The sequence below is a fragment of the Caballeronia sp. LZ062 genome (genome assembly GCF_031450785.1).
Lineage (GTDB): Bacteria > Pseudomonadota > Gammaproteobacteria > Burkholderiales > Burkholderiaceae > Caballeronia.
Map to the genome: position 1 here is coordinate 1,201,026 of NZ_JARTWB010000001.1, position 17,071 is coordinate 1,218,096.

At 64.4% G+C, this 17,071-nt stretch carries 14 protein-coding genes; 8 read left to right on the forward strand and 6 right to left on the reverse strand.

The window, feature by feature from the left end:
* Positions 1–55: 55 nt before the first annotated feature.
* Positions 56–1,027 (forward strand): prolyl aminopeptidase, encoded by a 972-nt coding sequence (pip, locus tag P9239_RS05495; RefSeq protein ID WP_309749460.1) that lies wholly within the window; start codon positions 56–58, stop codon positions 1,025–1,027.
* 145 nt (positions 1,028–1,172) lie between these two features.
* On the opposite strand, the gene P9239_RS05500 is transcribed toward pip, so the two are convergent.
* Complete coding sequence (locus tag P9239_RS05500; protein WP_309749462.1) at positions 1,173–2,423, reverse strand: EAL domain-containing protein; 1,251 nt, start codon at positions 2,421–2,423, stop codon at positions 1,173–1,175.
* A gap of 291 nt (positions 2,424–2,714) precedes the next feature.
* On the opposite strand from P9239_RS05500, the gene P9239_RS05505 reads away from it, so the two are divergent.
* The 3 genes from P9239_RS05505 (at position 2,715) to P9239_RS05515 (ending at position 7,529) form a co-directional block, all read left to right on the forward strand.
* A complete protein-coding gene (locus P9239_RS05505) occupies positions 2,715–3,137 on the forward strand; it encodes a hypothetical protein (RefSeq protein WP_309749463.1) in 423 nt (140 codons plus the stop codon).
* Between the two features lie 586 nt (positions 3,138–3,723).
* On the forward strand, positions 3,724–4,398 hold the full coding sequence (locus tag P9239_RS05510) for an N-acyl amino acid synthase FeeM domain-containing protein (protein WP_404989710.1): 675 nt from the start codon (positions 3,724–3,726) through the stop codon (positions 4,396–4,398).
* 161 nt (positions 4,399–4,559) lie between these two features.
* Positions 4,560–7,529: an EAL domain-containing protein gene (locus P9239_RS05515; RefSeq protein WP_309749467.1), complete on the forward strand. Its 2,970-nt coding sequence runs from the start codon at positions 4,560–4,562 to the stop codon at positions 7,527–7,529.
* Positions 7,530–7,556: 27 nt separating this feature from the next.
* Here P9239_RS05515 and P9239_RS05520 read toward each other — a convergent pair whose 3' ends face one another.
* Positions 7,557–7,766, reverse strand: a complete 210-nt coding sequence (locus P9239_RS05520) for a hypothetical protein (RefSeq protein WP_309749468.1) — start codon at positions 7,764–7,766, stop codon at positions 7,557–7,559.
* A gap of 221 nt (positions 7,767–7,987) precedes the next feature.
* Here P9239_RS05520 and hutU point away from each other — a divergent pair, with 221 nt between their 5' ends.
* Both hutU and hutI read left to right on the forward strand, forming a co-directional pair.
* Positions 7,988–9,661, forward strand: coding sequence for a urocanate hydratase (gene hutU, locus P9239_RS05525; RefSeq protein WP_309749469.1), 1,674 nt, complete (start codon positions 7,988–7,990; stop codon positions 9,659–9,661).
* Positions 9,658–10,878 carry an imidazolonepropionase gene (gene hutI, locus P9239_RS05530; RefSeq protein ID WP_309749470.1) on the forward strand — a complete coding sequence of 407 codons (1,221 nt, stop codon included), beginning with the start codon at positions 9,658–9,660 and terminating at the stop codon, positions 10,876–10,878. The genes hutU and hutI overlap by 4 nt, the downstream gene beginning before the upstream one ends.
* A gap of 51 nt (positions 10,879–10,929) precedes the next feature.
* Here the strand turns inward: hutI and P9239_RS05535 are convergent, their stop codons facing one another.
* Positions 10,930–11,184, reverse strand: a complete 255-nt coding sequence (locus P9239_RS05535) for a GlsB/YeaQ/YmgE family stress response membrane protein (RefSeq protein ID WP_309749471.1) — start codon at positions 11,182–11,184, stop codon at positions 10,930–10,932.
* 213 nt (positions 11,185–11,397) lie between these two features.
* On the opposite strand from P9239_RS05535, the gene P9239_RS05540 reads away from it, so the two are divergent.
* Positions 11,398–11,886 carry a hypothetical protein gene (locus tag P9239_RS05540; protein WP_309749472.1) on the forward strand — a complete coding sequence of 163 codons (489 nt, stop codon included), beginning with the start codon at positions 11,398–11,400 and terminating at the stop codon, positions 11,884–11,886.
* Positions 11,887–11,985: 99 nt separating this feature from the next.
* On the opposite strand, the gene P9239_RS05545 is transcribed toward P9239_RS05540, so the two are convergent.
* Positions 11,986–13,809 carry an OmpA family protein gene (locus P9239_RS05545; RefSeq protein ID WP_309749473.1) on the reverse strand — a complete coding sequence of 608 codons (1,824 nt, stop codon included), beginning with the start codon at positions 13,807–13,809 and terminating at the stop codon, positions 11,986–11,988.
* Positions 13,810–14,370: 561 nt separating this feature from the next.
* On the opposite strand from P9239_RS05545, the gene P9239_RS05550 reads away from it, so the two are divergent.
* On the forward strand, positions 14,371–14,667 hold the full coding sequence (locus P9239_RS05550) for a YciI-like protein (protein ID WP_309749474.1): 297 nt from the start codon (positions 14,371–14,373) through the stop codon (positions 14,665–14,667).
* Positions 14,668–14,682: 15 nt separating this feature from the next.
* Here the strand turns inward: P9239_RS05550 and P9239_RS05555 are convergent, their stop codons facing one another.
* The gene (locus P9239_RS05555; protein ID WP_309749475.1) at positions 14,683–15,651 is read right to left on the reverse strand and encodes a LysR substrate-binding domain-containing protein; all 969 of its coding nucleotides are present in this window, start codon (positions 15,649–15,651) and stop codon (positions 14,683–14,685) included.
* Positions 15,652–15,805: 154 nt separating this feature from the next.
* Positions 15,806–17,071, reverse strand: a complete 1,266-nt coding sequence (locus tag P9239_RS05560) for a mechanosensitive ion channel domain-containing protein (protein WP_309749476.1) — start codon at positions 17,069–17,071, stop codon at positions 15,806–15,808.

Consider the following 17,071-nt stretch of genomic DNA (forward strand, 5'->3'; position numbering starts at 1 on the left):
GGCCGTCCGGTGGATGCAACAATGGTCGCCGTTCGACACTTTGAGGAATGACGCGATGGAAGACCTGCCGGTGACTTTCGACGAGGGCATGCTCGACGTCGGCGACGGACATTCGATCTACTGGCGCGCGCAGGGTCCGCGCGATGCGCCTGCGATGCTCGTCGTGCACGGCGGCCCCGGCGGGGCGATGAACGTCAAATGGGCGGAAGTGCTCGATCAGGACGCGTGGCGCGTCGTCTTCTTCGACCAGCGCGGCTGCGGCAAGTCGAAGCCGTTCGGGAAGCTGGAGCACAACGGGCTCGACGCGCTTGTCGGCGACATGGAAAAGTTGCGCGCTGCCCTCGGCATCGAGCGATGGGCGATCTTCGGCGGTTCGTGGGGCACGACGCTCGGCCTTGCCTACGGGGTCGCGCATCCCGAACGCTGCACGGGCTTTCTGCTGCGCGGCGTCTTTCTCGCGCGCCGCGAGGACATCGACTGGTTCCTGTGGGACGTGCGTCGTGTGTTTCCGGATGCGCATGGCGCGTTTCTCGACGCGATCGAAGCCGCCTGCGGGCAGCGCCCGGCGAACGCGCAGGACATTTTGACGCTGACCGAGGCGCCGCTCGCGCGTTTCGACGAGGCGGGCGCACGGCTCGCGCGCGCCTGGACGCTGTACGAAACGACGCTGTCGGTGGTCAACAAGCCCGCCTCCGAACCCGCCGACGAGGACAAGCGGCCGAGCGCCGAAGCCAATGCCGCCGCGGTTTCCATGGCGTTGCTCGAACGTCATTACATGGCGCAGGAACTGCCGCCTGAGGCGCTGCTGCCGCGCGTGGCGCGCATTGCGCATCTGCCGTGCCGTATCGTTCACGGGCGCTTCGACATGGTGTGTCCGGCGGACCAGGCGGTCGCGCTCGCGGCGCACTGGCCGGGCGCGGGGCTGGCCGTCGTGAGCGGCGCGGGACACTGGACTTTCGAGCCGGGCAATGTCGTCGCGCTGCGGGCGGGCGCGCAGGCGCTTGCGGACGCGATTCGCAACGCGTGAGCGAGCGTGACGCCGGCAGTCAGGCCAGCGGCGTGCGGGCGGCTTCGGCTAGACGCCGCGAGTGCTTCGAAGCGGGCAACGTGGCGGCGCATTTCAGGCGCTCGCGAAGCGGTCAAGGACGCGTGAGTGCGCGCAGCGCCGGCAGTCAGGGCAGCGGCGTGCGCGCGGCCTCGTCGAGGCGCCGCCAGTCCAGGTCTACTCCCGAGACGATCGTCCGCTCGCCGCGCCGTATCGCGATGGCGAGCGTCACGCACAGCGACGTGCCCGTCACCGAAAGATACGGCGCGGACGTGATGACCTGCTGCGGCTGCGCGCAGGCATCGACGAAATAGGAGCGGTTGTCCCAGCGGCCGCTCGACGGGTCCGCAATCGGCGCGAAACGCTCGCTGCGTCGAGTCGCGCACGCGCCGGCCAAGGCGGGCATGTACTCGCGGCCGGCTTCGTCGAGAAAGAAGCAGCTCAACGTGCTCGGTAGCGCAAGGATTTCGGCGCACGCGGACTCGCCGCTCGCGCCGCCCGCCAGACGCCGCGCCGCCTGAGCGAGGCCCGCGCGGTACGGCATCAGCAGCAGATCGCGCGTCAGGCGCTCGCTGCGGCGCGTCTGCGCGAGCGTGTCGAACGCCTCCTCGATCAGCGCGGTGGCCGCACTGGCCGGCGACAGCCCTTCCGCAGGCTTGCCGAGAAGATAGCCCTGCACGAAATCCACGTTTGCCCGCGCGGCGAGCAGAAGATCCTCGCGCGTCTCGATGCCTTCCGCCACCACGAACATGCCCGACTGATGAAGCAGATCGACGAGCTTCGGCAGCACCCAGTCGCTCAGGTGCGTGCGTTTCGGGCCGTTCGGCAGACGCACGAGACTGCGGTCGAGCTTGACGATGTCCGGCCGCATGGTCAGCAGCCGGTCGACGTTGGAGTGGCCAGCGCCGAAGTCATCCACCGCGACGAGAAAGCCTTCCGCGCGAAACGCACGCGTCGCGCCGGCAAGGCGTTCGACGTCCGTCCCGCCCGATTCCAGCACCTCGATCACGAGCTGTTCCGGCGCAAGCCCGGCCTCGCGCGTGCGCGCCGCGAACTGCCGCGCGTAGCCGTGGTCCGTGAAAGTTGCCGGGTTCATGTTGATGAAAAGCCATTGCGCAGCCGGCAGAAAGGCGGCGGCGCTCTGGAGATGCGTGATATGGCTCAGGCGGTCCAGCTCCGCCACCGTTCCCGCGACGATCGCGCGGCCGAACAGGTCGAATGGGCCGACGAGCGGCTCGTCGGTCAACGGCGCGTCGTTTGCTAGCTTTTTTCCGCGCAGAAGCGCCTCGTAGCCGATCTCGCGTTGATGTGGCAGGCTGAAGATGGGCTGGACATGCGTCGAGAGCGCGATGCCGTCGACGACTTCGGCGCGCCGCATCAGCACGCCACGCGGTCGCGCGGCGCGCGCTCGTCGCGCAATGCGGACGAGGACGCGCACAGGATGGCACACGGGTCGGAGAACGGCAGCACGGCGGCGGTACGAACGTGAAATAGGATGAACACGTTATCGGCGTGCGTGATGCGAACTTGAGCGCGTGCGGGGCGCGCGCCGGATTTGCCGGGCCACGTCCCGCGACCTATCTTTGATGGTGCGGTGATACGATCGCGCTGCAACTAACCCGGTGCGCGGCTCGTCGAACGCTGCATGCGAACTTCAAGAGAGACATCGATGGCGCAACAGAAAACCAATCCCAAACTCGAGCAGGCGCTGACACGCGGCGATCTCGCCATCCGCCAGGCCAACTCGAGCCGCGCCACCGCGGTGCTGCGCGCGCTCGGCAAGATGATCGTCGAGGCATCGGCGACCATCGGCGTCGAGGCGCACGTCGTCATCCATGATGGCGACAAGATCTACGATCCCGCCGACGGCGTGTGGCCGCAGCAACTGCTCGTCTCGCTGGACGGCCCGGTGGAGGAGAACGACCCGGACGAGATCCGCACGGTCACGCTGCTCGCCGATACGCCGGGCACCGTGTTCCGCTGCGAGTGGCAGCGTGCAGACGGCAACCTCGGCCGCCAGGAGGGACGGCCGCTCGCGATGGTCGCGTTCATCACGGACGTCGACATTCCCTGGCTGGACGAAGAAGACTGACACCGCATGATGTTCGTGCGCGAAAGCGCGGATGCCGGCCCGGCGGTCGCATCCGCGTTTTTTTTGCGCGGCGCATCGACTTACAAGTGCTCAAGCAAACGTTTCCGTGGGTTATTTTTATTTTGGTGACTGCTTAAGAGTTGTGTCCTATTTCTATTCAGACGGCTATTCTTCGAATTGCCTCTTGCGCGGGGTTTGCTTCTCCTTGCCCTCGTTCCGGTTCACCATTTTTGTGCGCGATCTTATTTCCGTACGGCGTTGGCTTATTCAAGATCGAATGCCTACCGGTAATAAGTTCGCTTGTAGAAGACATATTCCACCGATATAGCCCAAAAGTTGCTCCGTAACAGCGGCAAGCGCGCACCCCGTTCTTTGACTTCGTGAGAGGCTCGACACGCCGCATGAGGGTCCTACCTACCTAATCCGCCCTCATGACGCGGCACTTTCTAATCGCCGAGAAAATGGGGTTTAACAAATGGACCGTCTGGACCTTGCCAATCACGCCGCCGTCAAACAAGCAAACCAATTCGACAACACGCTTCGCCCGACGCTCACGGTCGTGCCCTCGCTTCAGAAAACCGAGCGCATGCCGTTTACTATTCGTATCGTCCGGGATGACGAGGGCCTGCAAAAAGCGGTAAGCATTCGACGTTCTGCTTACGGACGGCATTTGCCCGAGTTCGCAGAGAGAATGGCGATCGAACATTCCGATCGCGATCCGGGGACGGCCGTGCTGCTCGCCGAGTCGAAGCTCGACGGCGCGCCGCTCGGCACCATGCGCATCCAAACGAACGCTTACGGACCGCTCGCGGTCGAGCAGTCGATCACGCTGCCGGATCATCTCGCGACGAGCCGCCTTGCGGAAGCGACGCGGCTGGGTGTCGCGGGCGGCATGGTCGGGCGCGTGGTAAAGGTGGCGCTATGCAAGGCGTTGTGGATGTTCTGCGAAATGCACGAGATCGACTGGATGGTCATCACCGCGCGTTCGCCGCTCGACCGCGAATACGAGGCAATGCTTTTCCGCGATGTTTTCGGCGCGAACGAGTTTCTGCCGATGTCGCATGTCGGTGGTTTACCGCACCGAGTGCTGGCGAAAGAAGTGGCTGTCGCGCGGCAGCGTTGGGAGGAAGCGCGTCATCCGTTATTCAACTATATGGTGAACACGCATCACCCAGACATCGATTTGCAATCTGTCGATTTATCTTTTGATTGGGAACCGGTAGGATGCCCGGAGGCACCGTTGATGGCTTATGGCCGTTAATGGCGTCGCCGTTTCAGCATGCACCAACGAAGGTAAAAGCAATTAACCGGACCCCGGCGCGGTCCGGTTGGCCAAAAGGCAGCGGTGGCGGTTTGCCGTCCCGCTGTTCGCCAATACCGGCGCGGCGGGGCGCTGGCGGCGTGAACGGGGGTTGTCCAGGTATGGCGTCGGTTATTCCAGCTTCCTTATCGAGATTCAAACGAAGCGGCTCGTGGATCGACGACGCGCTCTACGCGGTCGCCGTCTACGCCGTGCCGTTTCTCATCGCGCTCGGCACGATCGCCACGCTTTACTTCCTGCCGCGCCAGTACGAATCGCGCGGCGCGATCCCGTTGCCACTGCGCGTCCTCGCCGATGAAGGCGATCAGCTGCGGCCCGCCGAAGCACTCACGGCGCTGAGCGGCGCCGCGCCCGTGTCCCGTTACAGCACGCATCTCTCCGAGAAGCCGATCTGGTTCACGTTCAGCGCGCCGCCGATGGGGGGCGAACTGACGACCGCCGTGGAATTACCGTCGCGTCACGCGCAAACGCTTGCTTGCTGGGACGCAGCGACCTTGCGCCCGCTCGGCCGCGCCGACCGGGATTCGGTGAGCGGCGCGATGCACCCCGTCAAGGCGGGCTTCTTCATCCAGGCGGGACGGCTCGCGCAACCCGAGACCATTCTCTGCCGCGGCACGTACTCCGGCCCGGCGCAGATCATCGTGCAGGCTTGGAAGTGGCAAGGCCTGCGCAGTTCCGCGCTCGACTTCCAGGAAAGCTCCGGGCTGATCGCGGGCGGCCTTCTGACGCTCGCCGTCTTCGTCTTCGTCACGGCGCTCATCAATCGCGAGTGGACCTACGTGATTTTCGCGGTATGGCTCGTCGGCAATCTGCGGTTATGCGCGAACGCCATGGGCTGGGACATGCAATGGCTCGGCCGCATGCTGCCGCCGGACTTCATGATGCCGCTGCGGCAGATCACGTTCGCCGCGTACTACCTGCTCACCGCCGCGCTCTTTGCGCAGTTGTTCCGTCGCGAACTGCGGGTCGTCGGCTATCGATGGCTGCTGCGTGTCATTCAATACGTCGGCGTCGTGCTGCTCGCCGCGGCGCTCGCGTTGCCTTACTCGCTCTTCATCCCGACGCTATGGATCACCGCGGCGTTCGGCATCTGCGTACTGGTGTTCTTCCTCGTGCGCCTCGTGTGGATGGCCCGCTCGCGGACGGTGCTGTGGTACGTGGCGTCGCTCGCCATCGTGCTCTTCGCCACCTTCTCGGAAGTGCTGGGCGCTGCTTTCGGACTCAAGGTGCTGCTGGGCGGCGTGAATACGGTCATGGCCGCCCTGTCGTCGAGCATGATGGCGGCGTTCGCCATCGCCGAGCAGATGCGCGCCGAGCGCGACTTCCGCCGGCAGGCGCAGATGGAACTGCGCAACACGTACGAAGTCACGCCCATCGGACTCTTCACGCTGGATGAGAAAGGCCACTTCGTGCGCACGAACCCCGCCTTGCGCGCGATGCTCGATCTGCAAAAGGCCGAATACAAGCTGCGTCACTGGCACGATTACTTCGAGCCGGGCGCGTGGGGCGCGTTGCAGGCGCTGGCGTCCAAAGGCAGCGACGGCGAACTGGAAATGAGCGGTTCGGTGGAACGCGGCACCGGCGAGCGGCGCTACTTGCTCAAGGCCATTCGCTCGAACGGATGGATAGAAGGTTCATTGCAGGACACGACCGAACGTTCGAAGGCCGTCGAGCGCTTGCGCTTTCTCGCCGAGCACGATCCGCTCACCGGCTCGCTGAATCGCCGCGGCGTCGAGAAAGCCATCGCCGCGCAGAGCGAGGAATCGCTGCCGTGGGCGCTGGCCTATGTCGATCTCGACCGCTTCAAGCTGGTCAACGATCTCTTCGGCCATCGCTGCGGCGACGAGGTCTTGCGGCAGGTCGCCGCGCGCACGCGAGCGCATTTCGCGCGCAGCTATCCCGTTGGCCGCATCGGCGGCGACGAGTTCGTATGCGTGATGAACGATACGTCCATCGAAGACGCCATCGCGCAGTGCCGCGAACTGATCTCCATTCTGAGCGACGCGCCGTACCAGGTCGGCAATCGCGCATTCCAGGTGAAGGCGTCGATCGGACTCGTGGAATGTTCGCAGGGCGTGCGCGTGCAGGACGCGCTCTCCCACGCCGACCGCGCGTGCCGCGAAGCGAAGAAGGTCGCGCATACGCATCTGGTCACGTATCGCAAGGGCGCCGCGGCGTTCGAGGAGCGCGCGGAAGAATTGAAACTCGTCGAGACGCTGGGCCGCAATCGCCTGCCGCCGGGCCTCTTTCTCGTGATGCAGCCGATCATGTCGCTGCGCGCGCCGAATGAGTCGCTGAACTTCGAAGTGCTGCTGCGGATGCGCGCGCCCGACGGCACCACGCTGCCGGCCGGCAAGGTTATCGTCGCGGCGGAAGAGTCGGGCAACATCGCGGCTATCGACCGCTGGGTGATTTCTACGCTGCTCGAATGGATCGAGACGCATCGCCACGAACTAAAGAACACGCAGTTCATCTGCGTGAATTTGTCTGGCGGCTCGCTCAACGACGAGCAGTTCATGGAGGACATCTTTGCGCTCTTCGCGCGGCATCCGTCCGTCGTGCATTATTTGTGTCTCGAGATCACCGAAAGCGTCGCGCTGCACGATCTCGAAAACACGCAGCGTTTCATCGCGCGCGTCCACGAAATGGGCGGCAAGATCGCCCTCGATGATTTCGGCGCGGGCTACACGTCGTTCAAATATCTGAAGTCGCTGTCGGCGGATGCGCTGAAAATCGACGGCGAATTCGTGCGGTCCATGTGCGAGCATCCGGCGGATATCGCGATTGTCGAGGCAATTGTCGCGCTGGCGCGCAATCTCGGCATGCGAAGCGTCGCGGAGTGGGTCGAGGATATCGACACGCTGCGTGCATTGCAGGAAATCGGCGTCGATTACGTGCAGGGCTTTCTCGTTGCGCGGCCGCAGGACAGCTCGGCCATTCTGGCGGCGCGCTCTGCCGCGAGCTTCGTCAAAGATCCGGAGGTCGTCAGCTTCGTGCAGTGTTTGTCCGAGCCGGCGCAGGCCGTTGCCATCGACTTCGAGCGGCGCGCGCGCGCCATGAACACGCACTGATAATCAACGCGTTCTGGGCGGCCGGGATTACGCCGCCGTCATTCCATTCAGAATCTTTTCCGCCGCAATCGGAATGCGCGTGTCGTCCCATTGCGCGAGCCATTGCAGTTCCTTTCGCGTGAAATAACCCGATTGATTGCGAAGCGCATATTGAAGCGCATCCACGACGTGATCGCGGATGATCTGCGGCGCATTTTCGTCCGTGACGATTGCGTGAAAGGCTTCGAGTGTGCTCATGTTGCGTCGTTTCGATTGACCGTAATGCGACTCACATTAACCGGCCAAAAAACGCGGACAAAAATCGCGGAGTCGATTCGTTTTTAAATCCTCGTTGCATCCTGTCTATACAGCTTGCGCTGCCGCAGCGCTGCGCGACGTCGGGATTTCCCCAATACAACGCAAGTTGTATATACAAGAACATGCGGTGAACCACTCAATGCCCGAGCGCAGGAGCCACCGTGACGTCGTCCTCCCGTATTCGCGATACCCAGATCCGCGCGCCGCGCGGCGCCCAGCTCAATGCGAAAAGCTGGCTGACCGAAGCGCCGCTGCGCATGTTGATGAATAACCTGGACCCGGACGTCGCCGAGAATCCGAACGAACTCGTCGTCTACGGCGGCATCGGCCGGGCGGCGCGCGATTGGGCCTGCTACGACAAGATCGTCGAGACGCTCAAGCGGCTCGAAGCCGACGAGACGCTGTTGATCCAGTCGGGCAAGCCGGTCGGCGTGTTTCGCACGCACGAGAACGCGCCGCGCGTGCTCATCGCGAATTCGAATCTGGTGCCGCATTGGGCGAACTGGGAGCACTTCAACGCGCTCGACGCGAAAGGTCTCGCCATGTACGGCCAGATGACGGCGGGAAGCTGGATCTATATCGGCAGTCAGGGCATCGTGCAGGGCACGTATGAGACGTTCGTCGAGGCGGGACGGCAGCATTACGGCGGCAATCTCAAGGGGCGCTGGGTGCTCACGGCCGGGCTCGGCGGGATGGGCGGCGCGCAGCCGCTCGCCGCGACGCTCGCGGGTGCGTGCTCGCTGAATATTGAATGCCAGCAGAGCCGCATCGACTTCCGTCTCAAAACGCGTTATGTCGATGAACAAGCCAGCGATCTCGACGATGCTCTCGCGCGTATCGCCCGCTACACGTCGGAGGGCCGCGCGGTGTCGGTCGCATTGTGCGCGAACGCCGCCGACGTCCTGCCCGAGCTGGTCAGGCGCGGCGTGCGCCCGGACCTCGTCACCGATCAGACGAGCGCGCATGACCCACTGAACGGCTACTTGCCGCGAGGCTGGACGTGGACGCAATACCGTGATCGCGCGCAAAGCGATCCGGCGGCGACCGTCAAGGCCGCGAAGCAGTCGATGGCCGAACACGTGCGCGCAATGCTCGCGTTCCGTGAGCAGGGCGTGCCGACCTTTGACTACGGCAACAACATCCGCCAGATGGCCAAGGATGAAGGCGTCGAGAATGCCTTCGATTTCCCCGGCTTCGTGCCCGCGTATATCCGGCCGTTGTTCTGCCGCGGCGTCGGGCCGTTCCGCTGGGCGGCGCTGTCGGGCGATCCCGAAGACATCTACAAGACCGACGCCAAGGTCAAGGAACTGATCGCCGACGACGCGCATTTGCATCGCTGGCTCGACATGGCGCGCGAGCGCATCCGCTTTCAGGGCTTGCCGGCGCGCATCTGCTGGGTCGGGCTGGGTCAGCGGGCGAAGCTCGGCCTCGCGTTCAACGAGATGGTGCGCAGCGGCGAGTTGTCCGCGCCGGTCGTGATCGGGCGGGACCATCTGGATTCGGGGTCCGTCGCGAGTCCGAATCGCGAAACGGAGGCGATGAAGGACGGCTCGGACGCCGTGTCCGACTGGCCGCTGCTGAACGCGCTGCTGAACACGGCGAGCGGCGCGACGTGGGTATCGATCCACCATGGCGGCGGCGTCGGCATGGGCTTTTCGCAGCACGCTGGCGTCGTGATCGTCTGCGACGGCAGCCGCGAAGCCGACGCACGCATTGCACGCGTGCTGCACAACGATCCGGCGACGGGTGTCATGCGCCACGCGGACGCCGGCTATGACTCTGCAATCGAATGCGCGCGCGAGCAAAACCTCGATCTGCCGATGATCGCGCGATGAGCACGCTCTGGCATCACTTCCACGCGGCAACGATGACGGGCGGCAAGTATTCGGTCATCGAAGACGCGGCGATGTTGACGGACGCCCGGCGCATTGCGTGGATCGGTGCGCGCGCCGACGCGCCGCGCGAGGTGGATTGCGAGCACATCGATTTGGGCGGCGCCTGGGTGACGCCTGGGCTGATCGATTGCCATACGCATCTCGTTTTCGGCGGCGATCGCAGCGGCGAATTCGAGGCGCGCCTGGAAGGCGCCAGCTACGCGGAGATCGCGGCGCGCGGCGGCGGCATCGCGAGCACGGTTCGGGCGACGCGCGAAGCGAGCGAGGACGCATTGTTCGACGCGGCCCGGTCCCGCGCGCTCGCTCTCATGCGCGATGGCGTGACGACGCTCGAAGTCAAATCGGGCTACGGTCTGGACCTGGCGAACGAACGCAAGATGCTGCGCGTGGCGCGGCGTCTCGCCGGCACGCTGCCGCTCACCGTGCGGACAACGTGCCTCGCGGCGCACGCGTTGCCGGCCGAATATGCGGGGCGGGCGGACGATTACATCGCGTATGTCTGCGAAACCATGCTGCCGGCGCTGGTGGACGAGCATCTCGTCGATGCCGTCGATGCCTTCTGCGAACATCTCGCGTTCTCGCCGCAGCAAGTGGAGCGCGTGTTTCAGGCCGCGCGCAATCTGGGCGTGCCGGTGAAGCTGCACGCGGAGCAGTTGTCGTCGTTGCGCGGCGCGACGCTCGCGGCGAAGTATCAGGCTTTATCGGCGGATCATCTCGAATACATGACGGAGGACGACGCCATAGCGATGGCGCGCGCCGGCACGGTCTCCGTGCTGTTGCCGGGCGCGTTCTACATGCTGCGCGAAACGCAAGTGCCGCCTGTCGATGCACTGCGGCGGCACGGTGTGCCGATTGCCCTCGCGAGCGACCTGAATCCGGGCACGTCGCCGGCGCTGTCCCTGCGGATGATGTTGAACATGGGTTGCACGCTGTTCCGGCTGACGCCGGAGGAGGCGCTTGCCGGCGTGACGATTCACGCGGCGCAGGCACTCGGCTTGAAGTGCTCGCACGGCTCGCTGGAAGCGGGCAAGGCGGCCGATTTCGTGGCCTGGCGAATCAATCGGCCTGCGGAACTGGCGTATTGGCTCGGCGGCGCGCTGCCGAATCGGGTGGTGCGAAACGGCGAAGAGATTGCGTTCGATACGCCGACTCAATGAGACGACGCCCCGTCGATGGCGGCGGGGCGCGGCTCGGACGGTACGGCGCAGTCAGGCCCGACGGCCGCGGATCATTCCATAGATGACGAGCAGGATGATCGCGCCGATGACCGAGGCGATCCATCCGGCGGGCTGTCCGGGCTGGTACCAGCCGAGCGCCCGGCCCACGTAGCCCGCGACCAGCGATCCGGCAATGCCGAGCACGATGGTCATGATCCAGCCCATGTTGTCGTCGCCCGGCTTAATGGCGCGTGCGATAAGACCGACGACCAGTCCAACGATCAAAGTACCGATAAATGCAAGCATGCGGTTGCTCCTCGACGTGATTTGCTGCGTGTTAGCAGGTAGCGTCCGGGCGTGGCCCGGCCTCTTCAAAGTAGCACGGCCGGTAGCGTTTGAGTATGACGCTGCCGGCAGTGCCCGGCATCGGCCGTTCGGCCAAAACGGGTAGCACGCCGGATGCCACGCAAGCCAGCAGGGTAGAATTCGTCGCATTGCTTCACGCACAAACATTGCACGATGACCGACTCCGCATTTCCTCCCACCGACGACCCTATTCACGAAGACCGGCTCTGGCAAGACGACGGCTGGACAGCACGGGTGATCAAGAATGAAGACGACGACGGCTGGGCCGTCGAAATGATTCAGGCGGGCGAGGCGGAACCCGCGCTCGTCGGTCCCTGGACAATGGGCCGCGACAAGAAGAACCCCAAGCCGCTGGATGCCGCCGCGTTTCGCACACTGGTGAAGACGGCGTCCGAAGTGCTGCGCCGCCATGAGCAGCAGCGTCACGCGATGCTGCACAAGAACGTCACCATCGACGTGCGCGGCGAGGAAATCACGGTCACGCTCGATATCGTTCCCGATGACGACGATCCATACGCCGATCTCAAAGCCATGGATGCATTCGGCGCGCAACTCGCGCATGTTCGCGTTTCACCCGCGTTCAAGCTGAGCAAGGCTAGCGCGGAGCGGTGGGCCGAGAACGACTTCGCGAAGCCGAATTGAACGGCCCCGGCCGCTCTTTCGCTGCACTCGCTGCCCAAAAAGAAAATGCCGTCACGCGGACGTGACGGCATTTGCATTTCGTCGTGAAGCTGACCCGTCTTATTTGACGACGAATTCGATCCGGCGGTTCGCGAAGCGTCCGCTTGCGGTCGCATTGTCGGCCACGGGATTCGCGTCGCCGTAGCCCGTCGCAGTGAGCGACTGCGGCGGCACGCCGCTCTTGACGAGGAACGCACGGACGGCTTGTGCGCGCTCTTTCGACATCTCCAGCTTCGCCGGCGGCGCGCCGACGCCGTCGGAATAGCCGGCGATTTCGAGGTTGACCATTGAGCCCTTCGCCGCGCAGTTCTTGAGCAACTGCGCCGTTTCACCGAGCGTCGAGGCCGCGCCTTCCGGCACCGTCGCGCTCGACCGGCCAAAGTTGACGACTTGCAGGTCCAGCACCGCCGTCAGTTTTTGGCCCGAACAGGCGTCGTCGGTGGCGAGGAGCGTCTTCATCGCGTTGCGAAACGACTGCGTGGCACTGGCCACCGCGCTGTCGACGTCGAACGAACTGACCTGGAACATGCCGCCGAGTGAGTTCTTCAGGCGCTCTGCCCATCCGAGCTTGGCGTCGGCCGCAGCGCCGCTCAATTCGACCTTGGAGCCGACGACCTTCGCCTCGGCGCCCGGCACAGCCATGAGCGGCGTCAGTTGTTTCAGTTGCGCGAGCCACGGGGCCGGGGGCGTACCCGCCGCCACTGAGACATCTGCGGTGTAGCCCTTGCCGAAGCGGTGATCCAGCGCCTGAATCAGTTGCTGCTTCTCGGCGTCCGAGCCCACCGTCGCGTGAATGGAGGGAACGCCTGCTTCGCTGACCGAAAATACCAACTGCGCGTCTTTCATTGCTGCGGCCGGTGCGCTGGGTTCCACGCTCGGAGCGGCGGTCGCGGCGAAAGGGGCCGAAACGGCGTTTGCCGTCGAAGCCGTATCGATCGATGCCGCGGCCTGTGAAGCCGGCTGCGCGACCGTCGATACGGGTGTCGTTGCCGCGCTCGTAGCCAGATCGACGCTCGGGTTGTGCGTGAAGCCGCGGTAATACACGAGCGCGAGAATCGCCGCCAGCACCGCGAACAGCAGCCATACCGCCTTGTTGGACCGCTTCGGCGCCGGCTTGCGCACGGGCGCCCGCATAGTCGCGGACTTCGTCGGCGCAGGTGAGACGGGTGGAACGGGCGGCGCGGGCGGGGGCGGCGGCGCCACAACCGGCGGGGTGCTTCGCGTTGGTGCCGGCGCAGCATGACTCGCGACGGTGGCCGCAGGCAGGGCGAGCTCGTCGGCGATATCTAGCGTCGATCCCACCGCGTCGAGCCGCGCGCCGATGCTGCTTACGAAACCGTCCACGTTCCCCAGGCCGATGGCGCTCGCGGCATGATGCGTGAGCGACGCGCGCATCTCGCCGATCTGGTCGCGCAGCAAGCCAGGCAAGTGCGAGAGGTTCGCCTGCGATAGCAGAAAGTGATGCTTGAGAATGCCGAACATGATGGCGGACAGCATGCCCGCGAGCGCGGACGTGGCCTGCACGGGCACGCCGGTTTCGGCGGATACGGCGTCGGTCAGCGCATCGATGCGCTGACCGGTCGCGCGGGAGGCGAGCAGGTGGCCCGACGTCTCCAGATGCTTGAGGCCGGCGGTCGTCGTGATGACGTTTCGCAACTGCTCGGCCACGAAGGCGTTCGCCTCGGGCGACATGATGACGGCATAGACGGAACGCGCGCCGTCGGCGAGGGCCGATCGGTCCATGACCGATGCAACCAGCCCCGGCGCCGTGCGCGCGGCCAATTGCTGCACGATCTGCGCAGGGATGCCGAACTTCTGCGATAGCTGGTCCGCGACCTCGCTGGAGATCGCGGTCTTGACCGCCTGAACCAGATTGATACTCATCGACTGCCTATCCTTTTACTATGACGCCGAGCGCGGGCGCAATGACGTGCGCATTCTATATGTGCAGGTATCCTGAAAAGTCGTCGGGATATTTCTTTACATAAGTGCCGTACGTACGCCACTCAATTAAAGATGGCGCTTGCAACGCTTGACAGTTCGTTTTCAGTGCGAGCGCGCGGACAAATCCGAAAAAATCCGCGCGAGGCGCGTCTTCGCGGCCTCAAACCAAGACGGCTTCGCGTCCGCTGCCTCGAGGTTGCGCGCGGCGACGGCAAGCAGCGACAAGACAGAATGAGCGTGAATGAATTTGCTATACGATGCGTCGAGCGGCGAGGTCCACGCGCAAGCGCGGCAATCGTGCTTCGCGCAGGTGTTGCAAGGCGGTTGATCGCGATACATGAGAGGGTCCTGATCCGAGTACCCGCGCATGATGTGCCATCTTGTAACGATTGACGATCAGACGCTTCTGATTGAATCTCAAATGCGCCCTAAAAAGGGGCAGAATTGCATCGGATAGCCGTTCGGCCTATGGCGCGACGGCAAACTCTTGGAGGCATGGAAATGCACTATCTGCTCGTGTACCACCTTTGCGACGATTATCTGGACCGCCGCGCGCAGTTTCGGGATGCGCATCTCAAGCTGGCGTGGGAAGCGGTCGAGCGCGGAGAAATCGTGCTCGCCGGCGCGCTCGATGCGCCCGCGGATCGCGCGATGCTACTGTTCCAAGGCGACTCGCCGGCCGCCGCCGAAACGTTCGCGCGTAACGATCCGTATGTGATCAACCAGCTCGTGGAACGCTGGGAAGTGCGCAAGTGGAATACCGTAGTGGGCGAGGACGCAGCCACGCCCGTCCGCTAGACCGGGACCGGAGGCTCAGGCGTCGGCCGTCTCCTCGGGCCGCCGCCGTGCCGCGCGATAGAGGCTCGTGAGCGTGTCGTCCATCTGTTGCGATCGCTCGAACAATTGCGCGAGCCATTCCACGAAAGCCGAGACGCGCGGCGTCGCCTGCCGGCTCTTCAGGAACGCGACCGACACCTTCAGCGGCGGCGATTTCCATTGCGGGAGGACCTCGCGCAGTTGCCCGGAGCGCAGATAGGGCTGCGCCGCGATGGAGAGCGGCTGAATCAGGCCGAGCCCTTCGAGCCCGCACGCGAGGTACGCGTGCTCATCGGCAACCTGCACGAAACCGCGCATGCTCACGGTGAAAGGCTTGCCATCCACGTCGAACTCGAAGTCCGCAGGGCGGCCGCTCTTCGCCGGCACGCAATTCACCGCGACATGCTGCGCGAGCTCGTCGAGGCTCGTCGGCGTGCCGTGCTTCTCGAGATAGGCGGAACTGGCGCACGTGACCTGTTCGAGCACGCCGAGCCGCCGCGCGATCAAACCCGAATCGGGCAATTCACCGAGCTGAATGCTGCAATCGACGCCTTCGCCGACGAGATCGACATTGCGGATGCCGATGCCGATCGACAGCTCGATCTGCGGATAACGCGCGTGAAATTCCGGCAGCGCGGGCACGACGATGGACGTCGCAACCGTGTCCGGCATTTCGACGCGCAGCCGTCCGCGCAGGCGCTCTTCGCCCGCGCCGAAGCCGGATTCGAGTTCGTCGATGTCGGCGAGGATCTGCGCGCAGCGTTCGTAGTAGGCCGCGCCGTCGACAGTCAGGTTCAGGCGCCGCGTCGTGCGTGCGAGCAGTTGCACGCCGACGAGCGCTTCGAGTTGTTGCACGGTCGTCGAGACGCTTGCACGCGGCATGCCGAGCGATTCGGCAGCGCGCGTGAAGCTGTTCGTATCGACGACACGCGTAAAGACACGCATGGCATGGACGCGATCGATCACGTGGTTTTTCCTTGTTCGCGATGGAGGGCGATGCGCAGGCGCAGGGCAAGCGGAGACGCATCGGCGAATGGTCACATCGTAATGACCGGCGCCCGATGCGTGAATACACAAAACTGGACGATTCTTGCCTGATTCTTCCGGCAACCGCGACGCGTCAGAGCGTCGGCATCTCGCCGCGCAGGCGTCCTGCGACGCCCGCGAAGTCGCTGCCCGAAGGCGCCTGATAGAGCCGCAGGCCCATCTCGGGAAGAATCGCGAGCAGATGATCGAATACGTCGCCCTGAATGCGCTCGTACTGCGTCCACGCAGTCGTCGCGGTGAAACAGTAGACCTCGACTGGAATGCCTTGCGATTCCGGTTCCATCATGCGAACCATGATCGCCATGTCCTGCCGTATCTCCGGATGATGCTTCAGATAAGCGAGCCCGTACTCGCGGAATGTGCCGATGTTCGTGAGCCGCCGCCGATTCGCGGGCTCCGCCGCGAGTTCGCCGAGATTGCGGTTGGCCTGTTCGACTTCCGTCTGCTTTTGCAGCAGGTAATCGTGCAGCAGGCGAAAGCGCATCATGTGTTGCGTTTCCTCATCGGTGAGAAAGCGCACGCATTGGGCGTCGATGCGCATGGTCCGCTTGATGCGCCGCCCGCCCGATTCGAACATGTGCCGATAGTTGCGATAGCTCTCGGAGAAGAGCTTATAGGTCGGCACCGTCGTAACGGTGTTGTCCCAGTTCTGGACCTTCACCGTATGCAGCGCGATGTCCTTCACCGCGCCGTCGGCCAGAGCTTGCGGCATCTCGATCCAGTCGCCAATGCGCAGCATGTCGTTCGACGTGAGCTGGGTGCTCGCGACGAGCGACAACAGCGTGTCCTTGAACACGAGCAGCAGCACCGCGGAAAGCGCGCCGAGCCCGGAGAGCATCCAAAGCGGCGAACGGTTGATGAGTATCGAGAGCACCAGCACGAAGCAAATCAACGCGAGCGCGAGCTTGCCGATCTGGATGTAGCCTTTGATGGAGCGTGTCTGCGCTTCCTTGCTCTCGGCGTAGACGTCCTGCCACGCCGAAAGCGCGCTGCCCGTCGCGAGAAACACGCAAACCCACGCCGCACCGTGCGCGAGGCGCTCCACGGCCGTCGCCCATTGCCCGATATGCGGCACTTCGCCGATGCCGAGCGCGACGACCGCGAACGGCGCCGCATACCAGAGCCGGTGATAGGCGCGATGCCGGATGAACGCCTTGTCCCACGCCACGTGCCCGGCGAGCACCAGCAGCCGATGAGCGATGCGCAGCAGCACGCGTGCGACGACCCATTGCGCGAACTCGGCGATGACGAAAAGCGCCACGAGCCCGAGGAGCAGTTGCGCCCATGGCTGCGTCGGAAGATGCTGCTGGAGCGTGTTCGGAAGCCAGTCGAGATTCAT